Origin of the sequence: Halomonas sp. KAO (genome assembly GCF_015595025.1) — a bacterium.
GTDB lineage: Bacteria > Pseudomonadota > Gammaproteobacteria > Pseudomonadales > Halomonadaceae > Halomonas.
In genome coordinates this window covers 182125-206448 of sequence record NZ_JADNRL010000019.1, presented here as the reverse complement: position 1 = coordinate 206448, position 24324 = coordinate 182125, and the positions used below count along the sequence as shown (strand labels likewise).

The window sequence follows — 24324 nt, the reverse complement described above, 5'->3', positions numbered from 1 at the left end:
GAGCCCGGCCGCGGATGGCCGGGTAGGGGAGGCTAACGACGGGTAGGGAGGGACCGACATGAAGCGCTATCTCTCGCGCTGCTTGCCCCAATGGCGCCGGGTATTGCCGACGCCGACGCCGACGCCGACGCCGACGCCGACGCCGACGCCGATGCCGGTGCTTTCTTGGGTATTCGTGTTGCTGGCACTGCTGCTGGCGTGTCCGGTCGCGGTTCAGTCCTCTCAGCATGAGGATGGCCCCTGGTTCACCCTCGAGACGCTCAACAGCGGCCTCGGCGAGCCGCCCGAGAAGGTGCGGCGCCAGACACCCCGTGAGGCGCTGCGCAGCTTCCTTACCCTGAGCGGCAAGGGAGATTTCGAGGCGGCGGCGCATCTGCTCAATCTCACCGAACTGCCGGCCGAGGAGCAGGCCACCCGGGGTGGCGAGCTGGCACGCCAGCTTGCGTCGGTGCTGCAGCGGGGCGACTGGCTGCAACCCTCGGACCTCTCCAGTCGACGCGATGCCATGGTCGAGGACATGTCGGGGCAGCACCCCTTGACGGGGCAGCCGCGCCGTAACCTTCTGTTGACCTCGCTGGAGGCCGACGGCGAGTCCCACGCGATTCGCATCGCCCGCTATCGGGCCGGCGATCAGGAGCCGGTGTGGTTGATAACTCCCGACACCCTGGCATTTATCCCCGTCCTCTATAAGGCCTACGGGCCCTCCTGGCTCGAGCAGCGCATACCCGAGCGACTCCAGCGTTCGCTGGGCATGCTGCGGTTATGGGAGTGGCTGGCGATTCCGCTCTTCTTGACGTTGATCGGTCTGCTGGGGTGGGCCGTGTATCGTTTCACCTCGGCCATGGCGGGCTGGTTGCCGGCCGGCACCCTGGCCAAACGTTTCGTTGCCCGAATACCGGTACCCGTGACCTTTATCGCCATGTCGCTGATGGCCCAGGTGCTGCTGGGCACCGTGGTCTCCTTCTCCGGTGTGGCGACAGCCGGCTTCCGGATCCTGCTTATCGTGATCATGGCCTGGGGCATGGGGCTTGCCGCCCTGCGCCTGGTCGACGCCTTCCTGCACAGGATGACCCAGCGTCTGGTGGGCGAGATCGATGACACCCGTCACCGAGACGAACGCAAGCTGCTGACCTCTCTCTATGCCCTCAGGCGCGGCATCATCCTGGTCACGATCATCGCGGTTACGATCTATATCCTGGCGGAGATCAATCTGTTCGGTACCCTCGGTCTTTCGCTGCTGGCGTCGGCCAGTGTCCTGACGGTGCTGGTGGGTATCGCCGGCCAGGCCGTGCTGGGCAATATCCTCTCCTCCTTCCAGCTGTCGCTGGCCAAGCCGATTCGGATGGGGGATCTGGTGGTGTTCGAGGGGCAGTGGTGCTATGTCGAAGGCATCTTCTATACCTTTATCCGCCTGCGGGGCTGGGACGAGCGGCGCCTGATCGTGCCGGTCAAGCACTTCGTCTCTCAACCCTTCTATAACCTCTCCGCCAAGGATGCACGTCTCTATCGCCAGCTGGCGCTTACCCTGCACATCAGCGCCGATATCGAGTGCCTGCGGCAACGCTTTCACGAGCTCGCCGAGCAGGAGCCCGATGTGATCGAGCCGGACAAGTTGTGCTGCTACGCGACGGCCCAGACCGAGGCAACGGTCGAGGTGCGCTGCTACATGATGACCCGTGAACCCATGGGGGGGTGGGTCGCCGAGGCCCGCCTGCGCGAGAAATTGCTGGCCTTTATTCGCGACGAGCATCCCGAGTGGTGGCCTCGGGAGGTGGTGGCCGTCAGCCGCCGTGATGTGACCATTGCCGAGGGCGCCGAGCTCTCATCCGACCCGAGCCAGGCGGGTGAGGGGCACCCTGGATCATCATGAATCCTCATATCGATAGGGCCCCACATCAGTAACGCCACTAAATCAATAACGCCACTAAGCGATAAGGAGAGTCTGGTCGACATGAGTCACCCTGAGCGAACCCCGCGGGTGCGTCCCGCCGCTACCCTGGCGCTGGTGCGCGATGGCCTGGCGGGCCTGGAAGTCCTGCTGCTGCAGCGTACCTGGCAGGCCGCCTTTCTGCCCGGCTATCACGTCTTTCCCGGTGGCGCCGTGGATGTGGAGGATCTCGAGTCTCGGGCCCTGGTGCGGGGACGCGATGATGCCGATATCAGTCAGGTGATGAGCCTGGAGGAGGGCGGGACCGACTACATGATCGCCGCCCTGCGCGAGTGCCTGGAGGAGGCGGGGCTGCTGCCGGCCATGGGTGTCGATGGCACACCGCTATCGGGGGAACACCCGATCCTCGTCGAGGGGCGTGAGGCGCTGCGAGGCGAGCAGGTGGGCTTCCGGGCGCTGTGTGAGCAGTATGACCTGTGCCTGCCGCTGGATCGGCTGGCCTATCTGGGGCGCTGGGTGACACCACCGGGAGCGCCGCGGCGCTTCGACACTCACTTCTTCGTGACCCTGGCGCCCCCGGGACAGCGTGCCGTCCCCGACGGCAGCGAGACGATCGCCCACACCTGGTTGACCGTGAAGGAGGCGTTGCAGGCCCATCGGCGTGGGGAGATGGGGCTGAGCTATCCGACCCTGCGTACTCTTCGCCTGATCGGTGACTTTGCCAGCGCCGAAGCGCTGCTACGCCATGCCCATGCCAACCCGCCGACGGCGCATCCCGGTCGACCCTGGCCGGCCCGGCGCCAGGGGAAGCGCTGCCAGGTGGAACCGGATTCACCGGCCTATGCCGAGGTGCGCCGCCTGGATCCCCAGCGGCACGCCAGCGCCATGGCCGAGATCGTGCCCGGCCGGGCGGTCAGCCTGGCGCCTGGGGTGACCCGGGTGACCGCCCCCAACGCGGGCAGCATGACCGGCCCCGGCACCAACAGCTATCTACTTGGCGACGGAGGCGATCATCTGGTGATCGATCCCGGCCCCGCCGACGCCGACCATCTGGAGCGGTTGCTCGAGCTTGCCGAGGGAAGGATCTCCCGGGTGCTGGTGACCCACACCCATATCGACCACTCGCCGGGAGCGATGTGGCTCAAGGCGCGCACCGGTGCCCGGCTGGTCGGGTTGCCACCCCCAGCCGGCGACAGCCAGGACGCCGACTTCATTCCGGACCACTGCCCGCGACACGGGGAGCGCCTCGAGACGCCGGCCGGCACCCTCAAGGTGCTGCATACTCCGGGGCACGCCTCCAATCATCTCTGCTATCTGCTGGAGGATAAGCGACTGCTCTTCTCCGGCGACCAGGTCATGCAGGGCTCCACCGTGGTGATCAACCCCCCGGACGGCGATATGGCCGCCTATATCGCGGCCCTGCATGCCCTGGGCGAGGAGGCGTTCGACACCATCGCCCCGGGCCACGGCTTCCTGATCGGCGAGGCCCATGGTGCCATCGACTTCCTGATCACCCATCGCCTGGCTCGCGAGCACAAGGTTCGCCTGGCGCTGTCGCGCCGCGGCCCGGCAAGCCTGGAGGCGTTGACACGCCAAGCCTATGACGATGTGCCGGAAGCGAAGCAGGGAGTGGCGACACGCTCGGCGCTGGCCCACCTGCTCAAGCTGGAAGAGGAGGGGCGAGCGGTGCAGCGCGAGGGCATCTGGGACAGCCCGGGCCGTTCATCAAGACGATAAGCCCGATAAGGACTTAGTCGTCCATGCTTAGGCCCAGCGCTCGTCGGCGGTAAAGGCCACGGTAAACCAGCGCCGCTCCGGTGGAGGGCTGAGGCGTTCGGCGATCTGCTCGCGAATCTCGTCCATCAGTGCCACGCCACGCTCGGCGGCGAAGTCGGTCGTGGTGACGATATGGATCTCGATATAGTGGCCACGCCCCGCCTTGGCCACATGGCTGTAGTAGGTCAGTAGCCCCTCGCGTGTCATCACCGGGGTCATGGCGGCATGGACCTCCGCGTCCAGTGCGCTTGGTGCAATCAGAAAGATCTCCTTGAGCGCACGGCGCACGATGCCGATGGGGACCGGCATGAAACCGGCCGTCAGCAGCATCAGCAGCACCGAATCCACATAGGGCGTGAGATGGGCCCAGGCCGTCCCCTGCAGCAGCCGCGCGATGATGAATGCCACCAGCAGCGCGGTGGTGATCAGCGCGGCCATCAGCCAGCCCTGCATGTCGATGCGCACGAACTCGGAGTCCGCCGTGCGATTGATCTTTCGCTGATAGGCGGTCATCACAAAGCAGGCGATGGCCACCACCACGGCATAGGCGATGGCCAGATCGAAGGCCAGCTCGCGACCGCCCTCGCGCAGGTCGAGCAGTGCGGTCAGGAAGGCGTAGAAACACAGCAGCATCAGGATGCTGCCGTTGAGGGCCGCTACCAGTGGCTCCAGATGCCAGTAGCCGTGCTGGAAGCGCTGGCTGGCCTCGCGCACGGCCAGCCTTGCCACCAGCAGTGCCAGCCCCGACATGGCGGCATCGATGGTGGAGAAGACGCCATCGAAGAGGATCGACTGGGAACCGGCCAGCAGGCCGACGGCGACCCCCAGGCTCGAGACCACCAGGGTCATGATGATGGAGAGTTTCAGCGCGCGCTGCTCGAGGGTGGCTTGCATGGGGGAGCTCGTGGTCAGGGACGTCTCATGTTAGCGAAACGGTCAGGAGTGGGGAACCTGCCCGCTCGATACCGCAAGCGTGCCGGCAAGCCCCGCCAGGGAGGAGGGGCTTGCCGGCACGTCAGTTCAGGGGAGATGTGAGGGTGGGCCGGGAGGAGTCTCAGCCGTTGGCCTTGAGTCGAGCCGCGACCTTGGCCACCGTCTCACCCTGGTAGCGAGCAATCGTCAGCTCACGCTCGTCAGGCTGGCGAGAGCCGTCGCCTCCCGCGATCGTGGATGCCCCGTAGGGGGTACCGCCACCAACCTGGGAGATATCGAACAGCTCCGGGGTGCCATAGCCGATCGGCACGATGATCATCCCGTGGTGCGCCAGGGTGGTCCAGGTCGAGGTAATGGTCATCTCCTCGCCGCCACCTGTGCCGGTCGAGGTGAAGACACTGGCCACCTTGCCTACCAGGCCGCCACCGGCCCACAAGCCACCGGTCTGGTCGAGGAAGGTGCGCATCTGCCCCGACATGTTGCCGAATCGCGTGGGTGTACCGAAGATGATGGCGTCGTAGTCGGCGAGCTCCTTGGGAGAGGCCTCAGGGGCCGCCTGATCCGTCTTGCCGCCGGCGGCCTTCAGCGCCTCGGGGGCCATGGTCTCGGGCACGCGCTTTACCGTTACCTCAACGCCTTCCACCTGGCGTGCGCCCTCGGCAATAGTGTTGGCCATCGTCTCGATGTGGCCATACATGGAGTAGTAAAGAACCAGTACCTTGGTCATGGGCTGTATCTCCCGGCTGTGGTTGTGAGCTTTTGATTTTCCTAACAAGCGGGCAACGGCTTGGATCAATGTTGCCATGGCGTGTCCCCTGTGAAGCAGCGAGACTCGATCGACCCTTTCATGATGTTGCCTTTTTAGCCGGCGTCAGCGGATCGCCGGTCAATTCAATGTTCGTTGCCTGGCGATGCTGCGCTTTCAGCGTAGCACGTGCCTTGGCCATGGCAGTGCTGCTGCCTTCGTTCTCGATCGGTCCGGAAACACTCATCACCGTTTCCTGCGCCGGGGCTTGCTGGGTGGCCAGAGGCTCGTTGAGCTGTGAGGTAAGTGCTGGGGCCTGTCCGGCCTGGGCAGCCATCGGGATAGCGGCGATCAGCAGGGCGGATAGCATCGGCTTGAGTGACATGAAGTATCTCCTTTGTAGGGGTATCGATATGGCTTCGTTTGAAGCTCTCTGATTGGTGATGAGAATCTTAAATGGTCAATCGGATAGAACAAAAGAGGCATATTTCGGATGTACTTTTCGTAAAAATAGAATGGTTGTTGGATAAACGGGTGCCAGGGGCCGCCTCGATGGTTCGACAGTGATTGGCCGCCGGACCAGAGTTACTGCAGAATGGAAATGAGGACTTCTTGGCCTCGCGGGGCGCCTCAGCGGGCTTTTGAAGAGGGCCACAGACAAAGGAGCATCATATGAGCCAGCCGGTCATCGCCGACAACAAGCCGAAGAAGGTCACACTGGCGAAGGGCAAGGAGTACGCCTTCTGCCGCTGTGGTCGCTCCGGTGATCAACCCTTCTGTGATGGTTCTCATCAAGGCACAGGCTTCACGCCACTGATGTTCACCGCCGAGCAGGACGATGAGGTGTTCCTGTGCCGGTGCAAGCAGACGGGTGACGCCCCCTATTGCGATGGTACGCACAAGCAGTTCAGCAAGGAGCAGGTGGGCCATGAGGCACCCGAAGCCGAGTCGGGGGATGGCAGCGCCGCCCCCAAGGCCAAGGCCACCGAGGAGGAACCCACGGTCGAGCTGATTCATCGTCTGGCACGGGAGGGGCTAGACGGGGTAGGCCCCCACGGACCCATGGATGCCATGGGCGTGCCGCGTCACACCCTGCCCCAATGGGACGACCTACAGTTGATGGTGGCTCAGCTGTCGACCCAGCCGCTGCTCGATGACGCCAAGGTCGATACCCGCCTGGTGATCGGCCCCGAGGCGAAGAAGCCGTTGACCCTCGAGATGCCCCTGCTGGTCTCCGACATGAGCTTCGGGGCACTCTCCGAGGAGGCCAAGATCGCCATGGCGCGAGGCGCCGAGCGCGCCGGCACCGGCATCTGCTCCGGCGAGGGCGGCATGCTGCCCGAGGAGCAGGCCGAGAACTCCCGCTACTTCTACGAGCTGGCTAGTGCCCGTTTCGGTTATGAGGAGCGGTTGCTCGAGAAGGTCCAGGCGTTTCACTTCAAGGGTGGCCAGGCAGCGAAGACCGGTACCGGCGGGCATCTGCCAGCTGGCAAGGTGTCGGCCCGAATCGCCGAGGTGCGGGGCCTCGAAGAGGGCCAGCCAGCCGTGTCGCCGGCGACCTTCGAGGAGCTGCATACGGTCGATGACTTCCGCCGCTGTGCCGATCGCGTACGCGAAATCACCGGTGGCATCCCGATAGGCTTCAAACTCAGCGCCAACCATATCGAACACGATATCCAGTTTGCCCTCGACGCCGGCGCCGACTACCTGATCCTCGATGGTCGCGGTGGTGGCACCGGGGCGGCGCCGCTGATGTTCCGGGACCATATCAGCGTGCCCACCATTCCGGCCCTGGCGCGTGCCCGCCGCTATCTCGATGAGGAGGGAGCGAGCGGTCGGGTGACCCTGATCGTTACCGGCGGTCTGCGCCTGCCCATCGACTTCGTCAAGGCCCTGGCGCTGGGCGCCGATGGGGTCGCGATCGCCAACAGCGCCATGCAGTCGATTGGCTGTGTGGCAGCACGGATCTGCCATACCAACAACTGTCCGGCGGGCATCGCCACCCAGCGGGGCGACCTGCGCCAACGCCTCGATGTCGAAAAGTCTGCCGCCCAGCTCGAGCGCTTCCTGCGCTCCTCGGTGGAGCTGATGCAGGTTATGGCGCGTGCCTGCGGTCACGACAGCCTGGCCGGCTTCGGGCCTCGGGACCTGGCGACCTGGAAGCGTGAGATGGCCCTGCTCAGCGGTGTACGCTTCGCCGGTCTCTTGCCACCCTAGCCTGCCAACCTAGTCGAGATAATACTCGATGGTGGTGACTACCCTGACGGTCTTGATCGGCTGCTGCTCTTCGGAGGTGCCTGCCGCCTGGTCGCGAGCGCGTATTTCGAATACCCCCTGATTGGCACGACGCAGGGTACCGATATCGGCATTGGCATCTCGGGCAAATTGTTCGGCTGACTCCCGAGCCGCTGCCGTGGCTTCGGCGATCATCTCGGGCTTGATCTCGTTAAGGCGGTTGAACAGGTAGATCGGGCCGCTGGGACCGTAGTCCGATGAGAGGACCACGCCGGCGTCGAGCAGCTCGCCCACCGCCTGGGCAGTATCACGAATCTGCTCGATCTCCGTGCTGCGCACCATCAGGGTCTGATTGATGATGAAGCGCTGCTCGCCATCGTTGTTGCCATAGGGGTTGGCGGCGGTGTCGTTGACGTTGAGGCGCTGAAGCTCCACCTGCTGGGTATCAATATCGTGACGCTCGATAAAGGCGAGAATGGCCTCGCGGCTGGCGCGGGCTTCCTCGCGGGCCTGCTGCAGGGTCGTGCCGGAGGCCACGAAATGCAGCGGCCAGAGGGCGAGATCCGCCTCGACCTCGCGCTCGGCGAGTCCCTTGACGGTGACGTAGCGGTCGCCGGTACGCAGATGAGTAAGCCCCTCGCCAATCAACGAGGCCGCCACGATGGTGGCGACGGCAAGGATCAAGGCTGAGAAGATCTTCATGATGGCTCCTTCCATGTGATAACGACCAGGTCGTGAAGAGTAGGTACTACCGAGCCTATCAGAGGTTTAGCGTGCCTCACGCTGCAAAAAGAAAAAAGGAGGCACCCGGATGGGTGCCTCCCTGTCTCACTTCTCTTTCCACTTGCCGAGCGTCAGTTGTGGCTCAGTCGGCCTTGGGAATGGTCGCCACATTGGGCGTGATGACACCCTGTTCACGGGCCATGGCATAGGCCGCCTTGGGGCCAGCCCACAGCGAGGGCAGCAGTACCAGCGAGACGGGAATCGCGGTGATCACGATAAACTGCTGCAGTGCGCCGATCTGGCCCGACCCCATATAGAGCAGGATGCCGGCCATCACCGCCATGGCGAGGCCCCAGAAGGCGCGCACCAGCGAGCTGGGCTCGTCGTGGCCGGCACATACCACGGCGATGGCATAGCTCATGGAGTCGCCGGTGGTCGCCACGAAGATGCTGGTCAGCAGCAGGATGGCCAGCGCCATCAGGGTGCCGCCCGGCAGGGCCTGGGCCACGGTCAGGGTCGCCACATCGAACTGGAAGTTGTTCAGCGCCTCGGTGAGGTCGATCGCACCGATCAGCTGGTAGTGGATACCGGAACCACCCAGCAGGGTAAACCAGAGGGTGGTGGCGACCGGCGCCATCACCGCCACGGCGAGGATCATCTCGCGAATGGTGCGGCCGCGGGAGATGCGTGCCACGAAGATCGCCATCAGCGGCGCATAGCCGATAAACCAGGCGAAGAAGAAGACCGTCCACCACTGCATCCACCAGGCCGGCGCAGTCTCGGCGCTCATGGTGGCCATGCTGAAGAACGATGACAGGTACTCACCGAAGCCCTGGCTGAAGGCGTTGACCAGGTACAGTGTCGGACCGGCGACCAGGATCACCGCGGCAATCGCCAGCGCCAGGAAGACGTTGAAGCGCGACAGGATCTGGATGCCCTTGTGCACGCCGGTCATGGCCGAGGTGATATAGACACCCGCCAGCACCACGAGGATGCCGAGCTTGGTGCCATACCCCTGGCTGATGCCGAACAGCTCATGCAGGCCGAAGCTCACCTGGGTGGCGAGAAAGCCGATTGGGCCGACGGTGCCGGCAACCACCGCGATGACGCAGCAGGCGTCGACGATGCTGCCGAGCGCGCCGCGCATGACCCGCTCGCCGAAGACCGGGTAGAGCAGGGTGCGGGGCTGCAGCGGCTGTCCCTTCACGTAGTGGGCATGGGCCAGCACGATAGCGCTGAGGGTTCCCAGCACGGCCCAGGCCAGAAAGCCCCAATGCATGAACGACTGGGCGAGGGCGCCGGCGACGGCCTCGGCGGTGCCGGCCTCGGTGTCGAAGGCCGGCGGCGTCACCACGAAGTGGTAGATGGGCTCACCGGCGGCGAAGAAGACGCCTCCACCGGCCAGCAGGGTACACATGATCATCGACAGCCACTTGAAGGTGCTGATCTGTGGGCTGTCCAGCTGGCCGACCCGGGCGCTGGCCGCGGGTGAGATGGCCACGCCGATGGCGATCATGAAGGTCAGCAGCAGCAGTAGCTGGAAGTAGGTACCCAGCGTTACGGCGGTCCAGGCGAAGCCGGCACTGATGCTGTCGGCCACCATGCTGATGTCATACAGCGACAGGCCCACGAAGGCCACGATGAAGCCGACCGTAAGCAGCAGAACGATGGGATCGCCCAGACGCGAAAACGCCGAGTTCCCGGCGGATGCAGGGGCAGTGATGGGGGGCATGAGGGAATTGCTCTAGTTGCGAGAATTTGTGGCGCCGAGGGGGTGGCGCCGACTAGAACGACGGAATGCTAACAAGAGCTGACTTATAAGTCTAAAGAGGGTTGCTGTCGGCCATGCCTGCCTGGTGACTCGGGCAGTGCGGAGAGCTGTCGATAGCGGCCTGGCTCAAAGGTCATGCATGGTGCCTCAAGATGGGTGCCGCTGCGTAATAATATTCAGTTAAATCAATGAAATAATAGAAATCTGGGTTGGCATCACTGCGCCGCCAAGCGAGAGCCGTTGGCAGCTGGCGGCACAGGGGGCGAGGGCGGCTCAGCTCGCCATGGGGTAGCTGCCTGGGCGCAGGATCCGGGTGTCGACATCATGGATATCCCGCAGGCCGCATAACGCCAGGGTAGTATCCAGCTCCTTGTGGATGATCCGCAGGGATTCACTGACACCCTCCTGGCCCATCGCCCCCAGACCGTAAAGGAAGGCACGCCCGATATAGCCGCCCTTGGCACCCAGCGCCAGGGCCTTGAGCAGGTCCTGGCCGGAACGGATACCGCCGTCCAGGTGAACCTCGCAGCGATCCCCCACGGCGGCAACGATGGCGGGCAAGGCCTGGATGCTGGATGTGGCACCGTCCAGCTGGCGGCCACCGTGATTGGAGACCACGATGGCATCGGCCCCCGCTGCCACCGCTTGCTCGGCATCTTCCGGCTCGAGGATGCCCTTGATCACCAGCTTGCCGTCCCAGCGCTCCTTGATCCAGGCGACATCGTCCCAGCTCAGGCTGGTATCGAATTGGCCCGCGGTCCACTTGGCCAGTTGCCCCAGGTCTGTGGCGTCCTCGACGTGACCCGCGAGGTTGCCGAAGGTGCGCCGCCGAGTGCGTGCCATGCCCAGACACCAGCGCCACTTGGTAGCGAGGTCGAGCAGGTTGCGAGGGGTGGGGCGGGGTGGCACCGTCAGGCCGTTGATGATGTCCTTGTGGCGCTGCCCGAGGATCTGCAGATCGGCGGTCAGCACCAGGGCCGAGCATCCCGCCGCCTTGGCGCGGTCGATCAGTCGACCGATGAACTCCCGGTCGCGCATCACATAGAGCTGGAACCAGAAGGGGCGCGAGGTGTGCTCGGCGATGTCTTCGATGGAGCAGATGCTCATGGTCGACAGGGTGAAGGGCACTCCGAAGGCCTCGGCGGCGCGGGCGGCGAGGATCTCGCCATCGGCGTGCTGCATGCCGGTCAGGCCGGTGGGGGCGAGCGCCAGTGGCAGGCTCACTCGCTCGCCGAGCATCTCGCTCTCCAGACGGCGATCGCTCATATCCACCATCACGCGTTGGCGAAGTCCGATGCTGGCGAAGTCGTTGGCATTGGCCCGGTAGGTGCTTTCTGTCCAGGCGCCGGAGTCCACATAGTCGTAAAACATCCTGGGCACTCGGCGCCGTGCCAGGCGTTGTAGGTCGTCGATGCAGGTTATGGTCGGCATGCTGAGTCGTCCCTGGTCTCAGAGGGTCAGTGGATAAAGCGCACGAAGAGATACCCCAGCGAGAGCAGCACCAGGGTGGCGATGGCCAGCAGACTCCAGGCGTTGATCAGAAGCGAGGGGCGTTGCTCCAGGGGCACGCTGGCGCCGTTGGCGGTGAAATGGTTGAGCGCCGCCAGAATGGGGCTGAGCAGGAAGGCCGATACCATCACGAAGTCCATGAACAATCGAAAGTTGCCCATCAGGGTGAAGAGAATCAGGATGGCCAGCAGCGACAGGGCAAGCATGGCGATCAGATAAGCATGGCTTCCCTCGATCCTGCGCGTCTCCGCCTCGATCTCCTCGGGGCGAGTAATGGCATGGTAGGCGGCGGTCATCATGCGCGGAAAACCGTCCAGCACGGTGAGCAGCGTGGTCAGCATCACCGTAAAGGCCGAGATTCCCACCACAACGCCGCTCCACTCCCCCAGGGTCGAGGTGTAAAGGCCGACGACCTGGCTGGCGAAACCCACCGCACCGTCGGCAGGAGTGATGCCCTGACCATGCATCACCCCGGCGCCCATGATCACGAAGCATGCGGCAAGGATCGCGGCGCCAATATAGCCGATATCGAAATCGAGCTTCTCCGCCTCGGTGTCGCAGCGCTCGCCACGGGTCTTGTTACGAGCCTCCGACCACAGCGAGTTGAGGATTGCCAGAGTGATATCCGAGGGCATCAGGCCCAGCACCGCCACCAGGGTCACCAGCGTGGCGGCACTGTAGAGCGGCGAGGCGGCGGTTGCGGGATAGAGACTCCAGTCGACCATCGGCCACGCTGCCAGCGTGGCCAACAGGGTGGTCAGGGTGAGAATGACGATAAACACCTTGTTGACCCAGTCCAGCATTCGGTATCCGCCGGTATAGGTGAGCAGGCAGCCGCCGGTGATCAGCACGGTGGCGATAGCCGGGGCGCTCAGGTCCAGTGACAGCAGGGTGCCGACCAGGCCCGCCGTGGTAATGGCGATGGCGGCGATGATGATCGCCAGCATCGGCAGCTGCACCAGGGCGAACAGCGCCACCACGCTCCTGCCGAAGGTCTGGCGATAGCCCTCGATCAGTGACTTGCCGGTGACGCTGACATAGAAGGGGCCGAAGAAGAAGGTGGGGTACTTGATCAGGATCGCCAGGAGGATAAACCCCAACAGGCCGATGCCATACTCGGCTCCGGCGCGAGTCGCTTGCACCACATGGGAGGTGCCGATGGCGGCCCCGGCGAACAGGAAGCCGGGACCGAGGGCCGCCAGGTATTTGGCAGGGACGAAACGAGCGGATGCCGCGGAGGACAAGGGTTGGTTCATGGCATGGCCTGACTGCTGATTCGGGGGCAGATGTAAGGTTGTGTTGGCGGTTCAGGCACCGGGCTCGGCAACGGTGGCGCGGCTCAGACGGCCTTGGTCGCCAGACCGGCTATCGACCAGGCGGTAAACAAGACCGATTACCATACTCGATTTAGCGGTGGGCGAATATGGTTGCCTGACTAACATTCCTCGTGGTTTCGATACGTCGATGTCATCCGCCGTGGTGGGGGATATGAAACGCCTGTCTCGCGTTCCATCGTTGCTTCGGGTATCGGGTATCGGGTATCGGGTTTCGTTCCAATAACGACCTTGTCGTTATCTATCGAGGAATCATTGTGCCGGATGCCCATCTTGCTGCTTCCGAATTGACGCTTTACCGCGCCTTGAAGGATATCCATTGGCAGTCAAGTTTCGATGTGCAATCGTTTGCCCGTGGGCAGGCCTATGCGCAGCAGGGCAAGGTGCGCAAGCGCCCGCGTATTGACCATGAGGACGCGATGTTGGTGCTGCGGGCTCAGGTGGATGGCAGCGGGCGCAGCCGCTATCTCACCAGCCTGGCCGTGGATCTCGACAATCCCGAGATGGGCGTGGTCAGCGACTGCAGCTGCCCCGTAGGGCGTCAATGCAAGCATGCGGTGGCGGTGATCCAGAGTTTTATCGATGCCATGGAGGCCGAGGGCGTACCGTCGGAGGATGACACCGCCATGCTGGAGCAGCGCTGGGAGGCGTGGCTGGCCGAGCTCCAGTCGCCGTTCGGTGGCAAGCGATATGTCGAAGAGCTCGAGGAGGACCACCGCCTGGCGCTGTTCCTGGATATTGACCCGAACCCGCGCTCGCCGACGCTCCAGGTATCACCGGTCTGGGTACGGCCCACCAAGCGGCGCGCACGCGGTAACGGCTGGGTGAAGCCGCGACCCCTCAATGTGCGGTGTGGTGGGGGGCTTACGCCCAGGCCACCTCAAGGGCTGGCTCCCGACCAGTAGGAGGCCCTGGAGCTGCTGATGCTCGGCGAGCAGGGCCGCCAGCTTTCCGGCACGGGGTACGAGTATGCCTGGAGTTCGGTCACCCACGCCTTTCAGGCACGCGCGCTATGGTCGCTGCTTGCAACGGGTACGGGTATCGGGGTCACCCCAGTCGGTGCCCTGGCCCGACAGGACCGTAGCGAGGCAAGAATCATGAATCCCCATGCGACCATTCTTCGCTCGAGCGACCATGCATCGCCCCTGTCGGTCGTCGGTGTAGACGTCACCGTGCTGATATCCAAGGACCAGGCCAATGGCCGGGAAATCACCCTGCAGCGGGGTGACGAAGGTGTGGGTCCGCCACCGCACAGCCACCCCTGGGACGAAAGCTTCTGTGTGCTCAAGGGGGCCGTTCACTTCTCGGCCGGCGACCAGTCAGCGCTCTGTGATGCAGGAACTCTGGTCCACGTGCCCGCCGGCACGGTACATGCCTTCCACTTCGCCCAGGGCGGCGGAGAGATGATCGAGGTCACCGAACAAGGCCAGGCCGTGGAGGTGTTCCGCGCCGTTGATGCGCGGGTGCTCCTGGCGTGGATAGGGGCCGCTTCTTGCCGTGCCGTGACCAATGCCCTTGGCAATCTGTGGATTCGGCATGACGATGAGCACCAGAGCTGGGATAATGCGCGGTTACGCTCAACGCTCCCCCGGTGCCCCATGGAAATCAAGGTCAACTATCTCGACAACCTCCGCCTGGAGGCCAAGTTCGACGACTTCACGGTCATCTCCGACCAGCCCATCCGCTACAAGGGTGACGGCTCGGCGCCGGGGCCCTTCGACTACTTCCTGGCCTCCTCGGCGATGTGCGCGGCCTACTTCGTCAAGGTCTACTGCAACGCCCGGGATATTCCCACCGAGAACATCCGGCTGTCGCAGAACAACATCGTCGACCCGGAGAACCGCTACAAGCAGATCTTCCGGATTCAGGTCGAGCTGCCCGAGGATATCTCCGACAAGGACCGCCAGGGCATCCTGCGCTCCATCGACCGCTGCACGGTGAAGAAGGTGGTGCAGACCGGTCCGGAGTTTCAGATCGAGGTGGTCGAGAACATCGACGAGGACGCCCAGGCCCTGCTGATGGGCGGTGAAAGGAGCAAGGCGCTGGGCGATGGGGAAGGTGACGGCGGTACCTGGATCGAGGGCAAGGACCTGCCGCTGGAGCAGACCATCGCCAACATGACCGGCATCCTGGCCGATCTGGGCATGAAGATCGAGATCGCCTCCTGGCGCAATATCGTGCCCCACGTCTGGTCGCTGCATATCCGCGACGCCGCCTCGCCGATGTGCTTTACCAATGGCAAGGGCGCCACCAAGGAGAGTGCGCTCTGTTCGGCGCTGGGCGAGTTCATCGAGCGGACCAACTTCAACTTCTTCTATAACGATCAGTTCTTCGGCGAGGAGATCGCCAACGCCGAGTTCGTTCACTACCCCAACGAGAAGTGGTTCCTGCCGGGGCCCGAGGATGCCTTGCCGGAAGGCATCCTCGATGCCTACTGCCGCGAGGTCTACGACCCGGAAGGGGAGCTTTGCGCCTCGAACCTGATCGACACCAACTCCGGACGGGCGGATCGCGGCATCGTCGCGCTGCCCTTCGTGCGTCACTCCGATGGCGAGACGGTCTACTTCCCGTCGAACCTGATCGAGAACCTCTACCTCAGCAACGGCATGAGCGCCGGCAACACCCTGGCCGAGGCACAGGTGCAGTGCCTCTCCGAGATCCTCGAGAGGGCGGTGAAGAAGCAGATCATCGAAGAGGAGATGGTGCTGCCCGATATCCCCCAGGAGGTTCTGGCACGCTATCCCGAGATCGTCGAGGGCGTCGAGGCGCTGGAGGCCCAGGGCTTCCCGGTGCTGGTCAAGGACGCCTCCCTGGGTGGCCAGTTCCCGGTGACCTGCGTGACCTTGATGAACCCCAAGACCGGTGGCGTATTCGCCTGTTTCGGTGCGCATCCGAGCTTCCACGTGGCCCTGGAGCGGACCTTCACCGAGCTGCTGCAGGGTCGCAGCTTCGAGGGCTTCAACGACTTCCTGCCGCCCACCTTCAACTCCATGGCGGTCACCGAGCCCAATAACTACGTGGAGCACTTCATCGATTCGTCCGGGGTGATCTCCTGGCGCTTCTTCAGCTCCCGCTCGGAGATCGCGTTCTGCGACTGGGACTTCACCGGCGGCGGCACCTACAGCAACGAGGAGGAGAGCGCGGCCCTGTTCGGCATCCTCGAGGAGATGGGGCTGGAGTCCTATGTCGCGGTGCGCGAAGAGCTCGGCGCGCCGGTGTGCCGCATCCTGGTGCCCGGCTTCTCCGAGGTCTATCCGGTGGAGGACCTGGTGTGGGACAACACCAATATGGCCCTCGACTACCGCGAGGATATCCTCAACCTGCACCGCCTGAGCGACGGCGAGCTAGCCGATCTGCTCGAGCGCCTGGAGGAGAGCCAGCTCGACGAGCATATGACGATCATTTCGCTAATCGGCATCGAGTTCGACGAGAACACCATCTGGGGCCAGCTCACCATCCTCGAGCTCAAGTTGCTGATCCATCTGGCGTTGGGGCAGCACGAGGAGGCGCTGGAGCGGGTCGAGATGTTCCTGCAGTACAACGACAACACCGTGGAGCGCAATCTCTTCTATCAGGCGGTGCAGGCGGTGCTGGAGGTCGTGCTGGATGACGAGCTCGAGGTGAACGACTTCCGCTATAACCTAGGGCGGATGTTCGGTGAAGAGACCATCGAGGCGGTTATCGGCTCGGTGAACGGCAGCGTGCGCTTCCATGGCCTCACCCCGACCAGCATGGCGTTGGAAGGGCTGGAAAAGCATCAGCGTTTGATCGAGAGCTACAGGAAGCTGCATGCCGCCCGGGCCATCCGGGCCGGCATGCGTATGCAGGACGTCTACGGTTCTGCGGACGCCTGAGCGCTTCCGGGCCTCTTCCAGCGATGAGCCGCCGCACAGCAGCGTGCGGCCGGCTCCGCTGCCTTCCCGTCGGATCCAGCAGGGGCAGCCTGAGGTCAGCCACGCGCTGGTTTCAGGCGTCGGCCACTTGCCGGGGCCATCGGACAGCAGACCCGACCGCAGCATAGCGTTGGCCAAGGGATATATGGAGACGACCGCTCCGATGGGGACTATCCTTGAAATGATAGTCGTGCTTTGGCGAGACAACGAGCAGGTGATCGTCATGTCCATGGAGCGAGTGAAACAGTATCTCGATGATCAGAACGTCAAGTATTCGATTCTCCAGCACTCCCCGGCCTATACCGCACAGGAGATTGCCGAGTCTGTCCATGTGACGGGCAGGCACTTCGCGAAGTGCGTGATGGTGAAGATCGACGGACGGCTGGCGCAGGCAGTTCTACCGGCGTCCGATCGAGTGGACTTGAAGCAGATGGCTCACTCCGTCGGCGCCACGACCGTGGAGCTGGCCGAAGAGGGCGAGTTCAAGGACTCTTTCCCGGATTGCGAGGTCGGTGCGATGCCACCCTTTGGCCATCTTTTCGGGATGGAGGTGTTTGTTTCACCACATCTGACCGCCGCCGACCGCATCGCCTTCAATGCCGGCAATCACACGGATGTCATGCAGCTGTCCTATGGGGATTTCGAGCGGCTTGTGAATCCCATTGAAGTGGCGCTGTGAGGGTAGGTCGGGGCAGAGGGCTGGCTGAAACGGCAGTCCCGGTACAAGCGCTGACACGCCGATCACCGAGGCCATCAGCCAGTTCCCGACGGTGCTCTTTCGGTAGTGAGCTCAACGAGCAGGTGCAGGCACAGCGCGATTGCGGCGACACCGCCGAACAGGAGCCTATAGTCGGTCGGCCGTGACTGGCTGCCCGTCTTTAGATAGAGGGAGAAGGCGATCCACGACAGCCCGGCAGCCATCCCCGCCGCATAGGCGAGCGGCGGCGTGGGCACGCTTCCACTGAAAGTCAGGATCAGGGGCGTCAGCCCCGAGAATGCCACCAGCGCACCCAGCAGCGTCTCGCTGCGCGAGGCAGACCGCCCAGCGCGGGCGGTCGCGCTAATCGATACCATCGCTCTCCGGACTTCAGCACCTGACGTCAGGCAATGCACTTGACCGCGCTGGAGTGTATCGGCTTGTATAGACATGGCGGCGAATGTCGAAATCCGGATAATAATCAGGCAATACTGGGTCAACGTTAGTGGCAAGGGTCAGAGGATAAGATGGAAAATAAGAGTTTGCCGGCATATCTTTTTAATGAAGTTGTTCGGGTAGCGTAGATGTGAAGTTGAAGAATGTGCTATCCATTCTTCGCAAGCATCTTGATATGGATGTTGCCTTCATTTCAGAGTTTGTCGATGGAGAACGTGTTTTCAAGTTTGTCGACGCCGAGGATGAAAACGCTCCCGTTAGCGTTGGAGGTTCGGATCCGCTAGAAAAAAACTTATTGCAAGAGAATTGTGGATGACGAGCTTGATAATATTATTAATGATACTCAAATAAATCCTGTCACCCGCAATATGAGCGTCACTGACAAGTTATCGATAGGCGCCTATATGGGAGTGCCTATCATGCTGTCCAGCGGTGAAGTATACGGTACTTTCTGCTGCTATAAAGATGTGCCGGATGAGACGCTTAACAGCAGGGAACTATCTTTTCTGAACGCAATTTCCGAGATAGCGAGCGAGTTGATTGAAGGCGATATCAAGGCCGAAACACTTTATCGAGGCGTTTCCAGCAGGGTTCAGTCGGTACTGGATGAAGAAGGTAACGCCATCCACTATCAGCCAATATACAGCCTGAAGTCCGGTCGGGTGGTGGGCTTCGAGTCGCTTTCAAGATTTATTACTGAGCCCTACAGGGCACCCAATATCTGGTTTGACGAGGCCGCCAGCGTCAATCTGGGCAAAGCCCTCGAGGTGGTGGCTATCGGCAAGGCCATCGAAGGCATGCATGCGTTCAGTGCCGATAGTTATATTGCGGTCAACGCGTCACCGGACTCTATCTTGAACGGGGCGGTACACGCAGCGCTGAAAAATACGGATGCCAGCCGTATCGTTCTCGAGGTTACCGAGCACTCGCCAATTTATAGCTATGCGGACTTGAGAGAAGCCCTGGAGCCTCTTCGCAAGAGAGGTGTTCGCCTGGCTATCGATGATGCCGGATCAGGCTACGCCAGTTTTCATCATATTCTTGAGCTCGGGGCCGATATCATCAAGCTCGATATTACCCTGACCCAGGACATCCACTGCCACCCACAGAAATTTCTGCTCGCAAAGGCGCTGTGTGCATTTGCCAAGGCGGTAGGGTGCAACGTGATTGCCGAGGGCATCGAAAAAATCGAAGAGCTGAACGTGCTCAGAGAGCTTGGCGTGGACAAGGCGCAGGGGTACTTTCTGGGGCGCCCGGCGCCGATATCCGATGCCTTGTTCCATGAGGGCAGGACGCTAACGGAATAGGGGTGAGCCAATGGGCAGTTGGTGCCGGAATCATCTGGTATGATCGTTTCAAATAATCGTTTGAAATTCCGGGATGCCCAATGCGATATCTGCCCTTCCCACTGTTGCTGCTGGTGCTCGTGGCCGGCTGCCAGGACTCGTCGCCGCCATCGGTGGCGGACTCACCGCGCTGGGTGAAGACGGCCCCGCTGACGGCGAGCTCGGCTCCCACGCTGTCACTCACCGGGGTGCTGCGCGCCCGCTATGAAACGCCCCTGGCCTTTCGGGTCAGCGGTCAGATCGCCACGCGCCACGTCGATGCCGGCCAGCGCGTTAACCAGGGCGAGGTGCTGTTCACCCTCGACCCCAGTGATCTTGAAGAGTCACTTGCCGCCGCCCGAGCGGAGCTTGCCGCTGCCGAGGCGGCGCTGGACGTGGCCGAGGCCGATCTCTCCCGGGACCGGAAGCTGCTGGAGAAGGGGTATCTCAGCCGTCAGGCCTTCGAGCGTGCCGAGCTGGGGGTGCGCGAGAACAGGACGCGCCGCGAGGCGGCGAGTGCCCGGGTCACCCAGGCGCGTAACGCCCTGGACCATGCGAGCCTGCGTGCCGAGGCCGATGGTGTGCTGATCGATGTCAGCGGTGAACCGGGGCAGGTGGTCGGCGTTGGTCAGGCGGTCGCCAGGCTGGCGCAGGAGGGGCCGCGCGAGGTCGAAGTCAACTTCCCCGCTCGGTCGCGACCGCCCCAGACGGGCGAGCTGCTGGTGGGGGAGCGGCGCATCACCCTGACCCGCCGCGAGGTGGCGGGAGCGGCCGACCCGGCCAGCCGCACCTGGCGCGCCCGTTACCGTCTCGAGGCGCCGCTCGAGGGGCGCAGCCTGGGCGATGTGGTCCAGACACGCTTTACCCTGGCGGATGCCACAGCGCAGGCGCGCTTCCAGGTGCCGGTGGCGGCGCTGGATGAGCGCGGCGAGGGCCCCAGGCTATGGCAGGTCGTGGAGGGGGAGGCGCAGCCGCTGCCGGTGACGCTTGAACAGGTGACCCGCGAGCACGCCTGGGTCAGCGGTGACGGGCTCGAGGTCGGGCAGGCGGTGATCAGCCTGGGGACCCACCTGCTCACTGATGGCATGGCGGTGCGGCCGCTGGACGCGAAGGAGGCGCCGTGAGCTTTCCCAACCTCTCGGCGCTGGCGGTTCGCGAGCGGGCCGTCACGCTGTTCTTCCTGATACTGGCGCTGCTGGCGGGGGCCTATGCCTTCGCCTCCCTGGGGCGAGCGGAGGACCCGGACTTCACCGTACGGGTGATGATGGTCTCGGCGGCGTGGCCCGGTGCCTCGCCGGAAGAGATCCAGGAGAGCGTGGTGGACCCGCTGGAGAAGCGCATCCAGGAGGTCGACGATCTCTACCGCATCGAGACGACCATCCGCCCCGGGCGTGCCGACCTCAAGGTGGAGTTCGAGGATACCGTACCCGGCGAGGCGATAGCGCAGCGCTTCTATCAGGTGCGTCGTCGCATGCAGGATGCCGCCCCCAGTCTGCCCGAGGGCGTGATGGGGCCGATGATCAACGAGGACTTCGGTGACGCCTACTTCTCCTTGGCGGCCTTGACCGCGCCCGGCATGCCGATGCGTGAGCTGCTACGCGAGGCCGAAGGGGTTCGGGACCGGCTGCAGCGGGTCGAGGGGGTCAACAAGGCCGAGGTGCTGGGCGAGCGCCAGGAGCGCATGCATGTCGACTTCGACCTGGCGCGGCTGCAGAGCCTGGGCATCTCCCCCGAGGCCGTCTTCTCCGCCATCCAGGCACATAACCGGCTGTTGCCTGCCGGGCGTATCGACACCCGGGGGCCGCGCCTCTACTTGCGACTGACCAATGATCTGTCGGACCCCGAGGCGCTGGCCGATGTGCCGATCCGTATCGGTGAGCGGCTGATTCGCCTGGGCGATATCGCCGAGATCTCCCGCGGCTACGAGGACCCACCCAGCTATCTGGTGCGCGCCTTCGGCGAAGAGAGCCTGCTGCTGGGAGTGGTGATGGAGCAGGGCGTCAATGGCCTCGAATTTGGCGATCGCTTGGATGCCTTCTGGCGGCAGGAGCGCAAGCGGCTGCCGCTGGGCATGTCCCTCGAGGTGATGACCAACCAGGCCGATGCCATCGCCGGCGCCGTGAATCTCTTCCAGGTGAAGTTCCTGGTCGCCGTGCTGGTGGTGATGCTGGTTACCATGCTGGCGGTCGGATTGCGCGCCGGCATCGTGGTGGGAATCGCCATTCCGATCACGCTGGCGCTGACCTTCGTGACGATGCTGGCGATGGGGATCAATCTGGACCGCGTCACCCTCGGCGCCCTGATCATCGCCCTCGGTCTGCTGGTCGACGATGCCATCATCGCCCTGGAGATGATGATCGTGAAGATGGAGGCGGGGTGGAATCGGCTCGATGCGGCTACCCACGCCTGGAACGTGACCGCGGCGCCGATGCTGTTCGGAACCCTGGTCACGGTGGCAGGCTTCGTGCCGATCGGCTTTGCCCAGTCAGCCGTGGGCGAATACACCGGCAATATCTTCTGGGTGCTGTGTGTCTCGCTGCTGCTGTCGTGGATCGTGGCGGTGGTCTTCACCCCCTACCTGGGCGTCAAGCTGCTGCCCGAGCAGAAGGCGGCCCATGGCCAGCGCGAGGCCTACCAGTCGCGGGGCTATCGCCGCCTGCGCGGAATCATCAGTGGCTGCGTGCGCTACCGCAAGAGCGTGGTGGCGCTTACGGTGGTGCTGCTGGTGGCGGCTGCCGCGGGCCTTGCCGGGCCGGTAGAGAAACAGTTCTTCCCAAGCTCGGACCGTCCCGAGGTGCTGGTCAGCGTCTACCACCCCCAGGGCACGGCGATCGGCGCCACCGATGCGACCACGCGTCGCCTCGAGGCGCTGATCGGTGAGGCCGACGGGGTGGCGTCGCTCTCCGCCTACGTTGGGGCGGGGGCCCCACGCTTCTTTATCTCCGCCAACCCCGAACAGCCCAATCCGGCGTTTGCCAAGTTGATCGCGGTGACCGAGGGAGGGGAGGCGCGGGAACGGTTGATCGAAAAGCTCAACGAGCATATCGCCGCCGGTGACTTCCCCGAGGCCCGCGTCCGTGTGCAGAAGCTGCTCTACGGGCCACCGGTCGACTGGCCGGTCAGCATTCGCGTGCTGGGCGACGAACCCAACCGCCTGCGCGAGATCGGCCATCAGGTGCGTGAGGAAATGGCTGACCATGCCGCCATACGCGACCCCCATCTGGAGTGGAACGAGCGGGTCCCGCGGCTGCACCTGGCGATCGATCATCACCGGCTGCAGCTGGTCGGCCTGACCCCGGACGAGGTGGCGCGTCAGCTGCAGTTCCAGCTGGATGGCATGACCATCACCGAGCTGCGCGACGGTATTCGCCTGGTGCCCGCCGTGGGACGTGGGGCGCAGACCGACAGCGTCGATCTGCAGAGCCTGGAGATCCTCAACCGCGAGGGGCGGCGCATACCGCTGGCCCAGCTGGGCGAGCTGGAGACCGTCTTCGAGGAGCCGGTGATCCGGCGCATCGACCGCCAGCCGTTCCTTGCCGTCAACGCCGAGATCGAGGGCGCCCAGCCCAACGATGTGACCCAGGAGGTCTGGCAGGCGCTCGGCGATCTGCGTGAACGCCTGCCCGCCGGCTATCAGCTGCATATTGGCGGCTCGGTGGAGCAGTCGACCAAGGCGGAGGCCTCGATCCAGGCCCTGCAGCCGCTGATGGTGGTGTTGATGCTGATCTTCATCATGCTGCAGATGCGCTCCTTCGCCGGTACCTTTATCGTGATAGCGACGGCCCCGCTGGGGCTGATCGGAGCGGTGGCCGCACTGCTGCTGTTCAACCAGCCGTTCGGCTTCGTGGCTACCCTGGGGCTGATCGGGCTGGCGGGGATCCTGATGCGCAACACCCTCATTCTGACCCAGCAGGTGGCGGATAACGTCAGATCCGAGATGACGATGCGCGACGCCGTGGTGGAAGCCGCCGTGCAGCGGGCCCGCCCGGTGGTGTTGACTGCGCTGGCGGCGATATTCGCCTTTATCCCGCTGACCCTGGATAGCTTCTGGGGGCCGCTGGCCTATGTGCTGATCGGTGGCGTGGCCGTCGGCACCCTGATCACCCTGTTCTTCGTGCCGGCGCTCTATGCTCTGGGCTATCGCATTGCGCCGCACACCGACAAGGCGAGGTAAGATGAATCAACGAACAGCCATTGGATTGCTGACCGCCGTTACCGGCGTCGCGCTGCTTGTCGTCGTTTTGAACCACGGCACGCACCTCCCCGCTTACCGCTGGCCCTGGGAGGCGTTTCAGGGGCTGGTCTTCTCCTTCGCCTGGGGGCTTGGTGTGTCCCCGGTGCTTGCCTATCTGCTGGCTGCTCTGACGTTTGCTACCGTGTTTATCATCTGCTTTATCCCCGGCTACCAGGTGGCGCGCTGTTTCGAAAGGCGGAGCTAGTCGGTAACCTCGCCAAGGCGCCACCGCGCGGGAGAGTATCTCCATGCCATCACTACATCATCGAGGTCCAAGGCTGTTATGAAGAAGCTTACGCTCTTATCGATCGCTTCCCTTCTGCTTGTTGCTGGCTGTGCCTCCTCTCCGGAGGAGAGCGTGGACTCACGGGAGCAGCGGGCAGCCGCAGCGTCTTCCATGCATCACTATCGGTGCGAGAGCGGCACAACAATCGCCGCCGCTTATCCCGATAGCGACAGCGCGACGGTTCAGTACCAAGACGAGCGTTACCCAATGCGAATTGCGGTTTCCGCCAGCGGCGCACGCTATGTGGGCGGCGGGTTGGAGTGGTGGACCAAGGGCTCCGGGGCCGGTGCGGAGGGAATGCTGGTACGCCACCAGGAAGATGGCACCTCGGGGGAAATTCTCGAGCGCTGCACGGCGCGCTGACCACGGCCTCGGCTAGCCCGAGGCTGTAAAGACCAAGACCAGAAAGCCTCCGAGCCAATCACCTGGTTCGGGGGCTATTTCGTTCGGCGAACCTGTCGATATCGGTCTCATCACGCGTATCGCGGCGGCGTTGAACGTTGTGTCCTGCAGTCGGTG

The 24324-nt window shown here is 63.6% G+C and carries 19 protein-coding genes and 1 pseudogene; 12 read left to right on the top strand and 8 right to left on the bottom strand.

From position 1 onward, the window contains the following. The first annotated feature begins 58 nt into the window (after positions 1-58). Positions 59-1870: a mechanosensitive ion channel family protein gene (locus tag IOC61_RS07230; RefSeq protein ID WP_229332985.1), complete on the top strand. Its 1812-nt coding sequence runs from the start codon at positions 59-61 to the stop codon at positions 1868-1870. Between the two features lie 81 nt (positions 1871-1951). Further along, positions 1952-3625, top strand: coding sequence for an MBL fold metallo-hydrolase (locus tag IOC61_RS07225; protein ID WP_195688188.1), 1674 nt, complete (start codon positions 1952-1954; stop codon positions 3623-3625). 27 nt (positions 3626-3652) lie between these two features. Here the strand turns inward: IOC61_RS07225 and IOC61_RS07220 are convergent, their stop codons facing one another. From IOC61_RS07220 to IOC61_RS07210, 3 genes are all read right to left on the bottom strand, one after another. Further along, positions 3653-4558: a cation diffusion facilitator family transporter gene (locus IOC61_RS07220; RefSeq protein WP_195688187.1), complete on the bottom strand. Its 906-nt coding sequence runs from the start codon at positions 4556-4558 to the stop codon at positions 3653-3655. A gap of 160 nt (positions 4559-4718) precedes the next feature. Then, complete coding sequence (wrbA, locus tag IOC61_RS07215; protein WP_195688186.1) at positions 4719-5324, bottom strand: NAD(P)H:quinone oxidoreductase; 606 nt, start codon at positions 5322-5324, stop codon at positions 4719-4721. A gap of 118 nt (positions 5325-5442) precedes the next feature. After that, a complete protein-coding gene (locus IOC61_RS07210; protein ID WP_195688185.1) occupies positions 5443-5727 on the bottom strand; it encodes a hypothetical protein in 285 nt (94 codons plus the stop codon). A gap of 287 nt (positions 5728-6014) precedes the next feature. On the opposite strand from IOC61_RS07210, the gene IOC61_RS07205 reads away from it, so the two are divergent. Next, positions 6015-7559, top strand: a complete 1545-nt coding sequence (locus IOC61_RS07205; protein ID WP_195688184.1) for a glutamate synthase-related protein — start codon at positions 6015-6017, stop codon at positions 7557-7559. 9 nt (positions 7560-7568) lie between these two features. On the opposite strand, the gene IOC61_RS07200 is transcribed toward IOC61_RS07205, so the two are convergent. From IOC61_RS07200 to IOC61_RS07185, 4 genes are all read right to left on the bottom strand, one after another. After that, complete coding sequence (locus IOC61_RS07200) at positions 7569-8279, bottom strand: SIMPL domain-containing protein (RefSeq protein WP_195688183.1); 711 nt, start codon at positions 8277-8279, stop codon at positions 7569-7571. 163 nt (positions 8280-8442) lie between these two features. Next, complete coding sequence (locus IOC61_RS07195) at positions 8443-10032, bottom strand: BCCT family transporter (protein WP_195688182.1); 1590 nt, start codon at positions 10030-10032, stop codon at positions 8443-8445. Between the two features lie 312 nt (positions 10033-10344). Beyond that, entirely contained in the window at positions 10345-11502 is a 1158-nt protein-coding gene (locus IOC61_RS07190) for an alpha-hydroxy acid oxidase (protein ID WP_195688181.1), read from the bottom strand. A gap of 26 nt (positions 11503-11528) precedes the next feature. Further along, positions 11529-12836, bottom strand: a complete 1308-nt coding sequence (locus IOC61_RS07185; protein WP_195688180.1) for an NRAMP family divalent metal transporter — start codon at positions 12834-12836, stop codon at positions 11529-11531. 416 nt (positions 12837-13252) lie between these two features. Here IOC61_RS07185 and IOC61_RS07180 point away from each other — a divergent pair, with 416 nt between their 5' ends. The 4 genes and pseudogenes from IOC61_RS07180 (at position 13253) to IOC61_RS07170 (ending at position 17486) form a co-directional block, all read left to right on the top strand. After that, positions 13253-13819 carry an SWIM zinc finger family protein gene (locus IOC61_RS07180; RefSeq protein WP_195688179.1) on the top strand — a complete coding sequence of 189 codons (567 nt, stop codon included), beginning with the start codon at positions 13253-13255 and terminating at the stop codon, positions 13817-13819. Between the two features lie 18 nt (positions 13820-13837). Next, positions 13838-14287, top strand: a pseudogene (locus IOC61_RS17895) (cupin domain-containing protein); the annotation flags it as partial. Positions 14288-14512: 225 nt separating this feature from the next. Then, entirely contained in the window at positions 14513-16768 is a 2256-nt protein-coding gene (locus IOC61_RS07175; RefSeq protein ID WP_229333037.1) for an OsmC domain/YcaO domain-containing protein, read from the top strand. A gap of 184 nt (positions 16769-16952) precedes the next feature. Then, positions 16953-17486 carry an aminoacyl-tRNA deacylase gene (locus IOC61_RS07170; RefSeq protein WP_229332984.1) on the top strand — a complete coding sequence of 178 codons (534 nt, stop codon included), beginning with the start codon at positions 16953-16955 and terminating at the stop codon, positions 17484-17486. Positions 17487-17560: 74 nt separating this feature from the next. Here the strand turns inward: IOC61_RS07170 and IOC61_RS07165 are convergent, their stop codons facing one another. Beyond that, on the bottom strand, positions 17561-17881 hold the full coding sequence (locus IOC61_RS07165) for a hypothetical protein (RefSeq protein WP_195688177.1): 321 nt from the start codon (positions 17879-17881) through the stop codon (positions 17561-17563). Positions 17882-18268: 387 nt separating this feature from the next. Here IOC61_RS07165 and IOC61_RS07160 point away from each other — a divergent pair, with 387 nt between their 5' ends. The 5 genes from IOC61_RS07160 (at position 18269) to IOC61_RS07140 (ending at position 24168) form a co-directional block, all read left to right on the top strand. Continuing rightward, a complete protein-coding gene (locus tag IOC61_RS07160; RefSeq protein WP_324254696.1) occupies positions 18269-19267 on the top strand; it encodes an EAL domain-containing protein in 999 nt (332 codons plus the stop codon). Between the two features lie 80 nt (positions 19268-19347). Then, positions 19348-20409 (top strand): efflux RND transporter periplasmic adaptor subunit, encoded by a 1062-nt coding sequence (locus IOC61_RS07155; RefSeq protein WP_195688176.1) that lies wholly within the window; start codon positions 19348-19350, stop codon positions 20407-20409. Next, positions 20406-23459 (top strand): efflux RND transporter permease subunit, encoded by a 3054-nt coding sequence (locus tag IOC61_RS07150; RefSeq protein ID WP_195688175.1) that lies wholly within the window; start codon positions 20406-20408, stop codon positions 23457-23459. Before IOC61_RS07155 ends, IOC61_RS07150 begins: the two co-directional genes overlap by 4 nt. 1 nt (position 23460) lies before the next feature. Further along, the gene (locus IOC61_RS07145) at positions 23461-23724 is read left to right on the top strand and encodes a hypothetical protein (protein WP_195688174.1); all 264 of its coding nucleotides are present in this window, start codon (positions 23461-23463) and stop codon (positions 23722-23724) included. 78 nt (positions 23725-23802) lie between these two features. Continuing rightward, positions 23803-24168, top strand: a complete 366-nt coding sequence (locus IOC61_RS07140) for an MliC family protein (protein ID WP_195688173.1) — start codon at positions 23803-23805, stop codon at positions 24166-24168. Positions 24169-24324: the final 156 nt, after the last annotated feature.